Consider the following 3,392-nt stretch of genomic DNA (forward strand, 5'->3'; position numbering starts at 1 on the left):
ATACCTTTCTTTCTCTTCTTACCATTCATGATCTCCACCAGCCTTTCCTGCAACGCCCGTTTACCATCGGTGAAACAAGTAGTCAGTGCCACCTGTCTCTGCAGTCCCCGTTCTGCTTCATGTAAAATCATCAGACCATAAGCCTTTCGATAATCCATATCTTTTTCTTTCACTGCTTCCCCGTCGCAGGAAATTTCTAAATCTCGATTCGCTCTTTTTACCATCAAATATACGAATGGATTAAACCAATGAATCCCTCTTGCCAGTAACAACAAAAACTTATACCACAAATCTTTTCTTTCCCAATGGATTAGCTCATGTTTCAGGATCATTTCCATCTCCTGCTCGCTATACTCCTCATGGGGAAGATAAATCTTAGTATGAACCAGCCCAACAGCCATAGGCGTAGCCAATGCCGAACAAATAGCAATAGGAGGTTTTCTCTCACCTGTCGTCTTTTTATAGACCTCTATTGTTTTTTCAGACGGCTGCTTTTCCCATCTCTTGATCAATTTTTTCAACCGAAATGTTGCAATAATCGGACGTAAAACAGATGCAATCACACCAATACTCCAAAGAAGTAAAGTGATTTGTCCGTGAGATACTGTGAAATCTTTTCTCACTTCTTCCTTTATTTCCGGTTCAACAAAAACATAATTATCCGCATTTACTTCATTTCCTGTATTGATGGTAATGTTCTCTACTGGATTTTCAACAGGGGTCCACTCCATAATAGATTCCTGCGGAATATCCAGTTGGATCGGTGCCGTTTCCGCCGGCAATGTCATATTCCAGGGAATCAGTAATCTCACAGCAATTACCAGCCATACAAAATACGATAGCTTTGACGAGTATTTCTGGGAAAGTTTTGGTAACAGCCACAGAGCAAGTAAAATCACTGGTATGATCCAAAGACTGATTTTCAGATATTCATGAAAAATTACCATATCATCACTCCTTTGTTTCCTGCTCAATAAAGGCTTTCAAATCCTCCAGTTCCTCTTTCGTTACAGTATGATTCTCATAAAGACAAGCAACAAGGTCTCTCAGGGAACCGCCTGTCCATTTCTGAAAATATCTCTTACTATCCTCTGCCAGATATTCTTCTTCAGAAACCAGAGGTTCATAATATCTGCTTTTCCCCTGTTTTTCTGTCTTTAAAAAACTACGATTTACCAATCTGCCCAGTAAAGTCTGTAAAGCAGAAAGATTCCAAGGACGTTCTTTCTGCAGTTCCTCACGGATTGCAACTGTACTGATCGGTGTTTCATTATGCCAAATGACCTGCATCACCTTTAATTCTGTATCAGGAAGTTTCTGTTTTTCCATATCATCACCTCATAACCTACACTTGTATGTTTATATATAACATACATCTGTATGTTTTGTTTGTCAATAGTTTTCATAATATTCAATTCTTATTTATATATTTTGTTTTCTTGACATATATAGACTATCTATATATAATCAAGATATAAATATATCGACTATCTATATATGGGGGTGTAAAAATGACTATTGATAAAACATTATTATCTGGAAGTACTGCGACGCTTATTCTAAAGCTTCTGGACGGTCAAGACATGTACGGCTATCAAATCATTGAAGAACTGGCACGCCGTTCTGATAATACCTTTCAGTTAAAAGCAGGTACCCTTTACCCTCTTCTCCATGGATTAGAGAAAAAAGGCTTATTGGAATCTTATGAAGATAATGCAGACTCTGCTCGTGTTCGTAAATATTACCGATTGACGAATAAAGGGAAAAAACATTTGAAAGAAAAAACTGAGGAATGGAAAGAATACGCCTCTGCTGTCTCCAAAGTACTGGAAGGAGGGCTGGCCTGTGAACTCTTCTGATCAGTTCAAAAAATATACAGATAAAGTCTGCGAGCAGATCCGCTGGAAAAATGCTCACAATATGGTTTCTAAGGAAATCGAAAATCATCTCATCGACCAGAAAAATGCTTACATGGATATGGGCGACAGCGAAAGTACCGCAGAGGAAAAGGCTCTTCTGCAAATGGGGGACCCTGTGTCTGTGGGGGCAGCATTAGATGAGACTCATAAGCCTGCACCACAGAAAGGCATGATCGCATTGGTGATGGTACTATTTTTCCTTGGTTTCATCATTCAATATCGACTGACTTCCGGCTCAGTACTGGAAGTGAAAAGCGGCTCTATCCCTTATCAGTTCGCTATGTTCGGTGTCGCTTTGCTGGTTTTTATCGGGGCATATTTCCTCGATTTTTCCATTATCAGAAATCACCCGCACCTACTTTTTGTACTGCTTTTTGGCATGGACCTCTGGATGCAGTTTTTTGGCACTACTGCCTATGGTCAAAGCTGGTTTATCTTTGGCCCATTCAGCATGAGTCCTGCATCTTTGTCTTTGCTGTTTCCCCTTGCATTCTGCGGAATGTTCTATAAACTACGGGAAAAAGGGAAAAATGGTTATTTTCGAAGTGGTGTCATCGCAGCCCTTTTCTGCAGTTTGTTACTAACCAGCCATACTGTAGGCGGTCTTTTCGTATTCGTATGTTCCGCAGGCATTCTGATGGCGGTTGCCGCATGGAAGAAATGGTTTGGAGATAAGACAAAACCAGTCCTACTTTTCTTCATCCTTGCAGGTATTCTTGGCATTGGCATGGTATTACTTGCAGAACCATATCGGCTGGCAAGACTGACCTATATCCTGCATCCCGATGCAGATCCCACAGGTTCCGGATATGTTCCCACCCTGTTGCGAGGAATGCTGGAAAACGCTGTATTCTTCGGAGAAGGCGATCCCTTCATTCCCAATTCTGCATTCCTTGATAAAAACATCCTATTCCAGCCTGATGATGCGGCTTTATATCTGCCCTATTTCAGTGTCCGCACAGATTATCTTCTGGCCTATCTGACTTATGAATATGGCTGGATCGTTTTTATCACACTGGCAGGACTTTTAGCAGTTTTTCTTATTTTCGGCTTCCGCAAATGCCTAAAACAGAAAAGTGTTCTGGGGCAGATGGTATCTCTTTCTATCCTCTGCACTTTTGCCGCAGAAACCCTGCTCTATATCATTGCGAATCTTGGCGTAACCTACTTCGCCCCCATCGCTCTGCCTTTCCTTTCCTACGGCGGTACGGCTTTGGTCATCCATATGGCTCTGGCAGGAATCCTACTCTCCACTTTCCGCACTGGAGAAGTGTATCAGGACAACATAAAACCTAAACTGAGCGATAGCGAATTTATCCAATGGGATAACGGAAAACTTATTATTTCCTTTAGATCTCTACAGTAATAAGATGAAGCTGTACTTGTTGAAATAATCAAACAAAACATCAATTAAAAAAGCACTTCATATGAAGTGCTTTTTCATATCTATCATCGGCAAATATTTTCCGACAT

General features: G+C 40.8%; 4 protein-coding genes. 2 read left to right on the top strand and 2 right to left on the bottom strand.

The window, feature by feature from the left end; translation table 11 throughout:
• Together IJ369_RS07100 and IJ369_RS07105 are read right to left on the bottom strand one after the other, a co-directional pair.
• Window positions 1-947: M56 family metallopeptidase (locus IJ369_RS07100; RefSeq protein ID WP_290717609.1), on the bottom strand; the 947-nt coding region annotated here is incomplete at its 3' end.
• Window positions 948-951: 4 nt separating this feature from the next.
• The gene (locus IJ369_RS07105) at window positions 952-1,329 is read right to left on the bottom strand and encodes a BlaI/MecI/CopY family transcriptional regulator (RefSeq protein WP_290717611.1); all 378 of its coding nucleotides are present in this window, start codon (window positions 1,327-1,329) and stop codon (window positions 952-954) included.
• 182 nt (window positions 1,330-1,511) lie between these two features.
• Between IJ369_RS07105 and IJ369_RS07110 the strand changes: the two genes are divergently transcribed.
• Together IJ369_RS07110 and IJ369_RS07115 are read left to right on the top strand one after the other, a co-directional pair.
• Entirely contained in the window at window positions 1,512-1,859 is a 348-nt protein-coding gene (locus tag IJ369_RS07110; RefSeq protein WP_290717613.1) for a PadR family transcriptional regulator, read from the top strand.
• Complete coding sequence (locus IJ369_RS07115; RefSeq protein WP_290717615.1) at window positions 1,846-3,285, top strand: FtsW/RodA/SpoVE family cell cycle protein; 1,440 nt, start codon at window positions 1,846-1,848, stop codon at window positions 3,283-3,285. Before IJ369_RS07110 ends, IJ369_RS07115 begins: the two co-directional genes overlap by 14 nt.
• The last annotated feature ends 107 nt before the right edge of the window (window positions 3,286-3,392 follow it).

It is taken from the genome of Anaerotignum sp., assembly GCF_017483025.1.
Classification (GTDB): Bacteria; Bacillota; Clostridia; order Lachnospirales; family Anaerotignaceae; genus Anaerotignum_A.

Coding starts and splice junctions, on each gene's coding strand:
- IJ369_RS07105 (WP_290717611.1), bottom strand. CDS start 1,329: ATGGAAAAACAGAAACTTCCTGATACAGAATTAAAGGTGATGCAGGTC.
- IJ369_RS07110 (WP_290717613.1), top strand. CDS start 1,512: ATGACTATTGATAAAACATTATTATCTGGAAGTACTGCGACGCTTATT.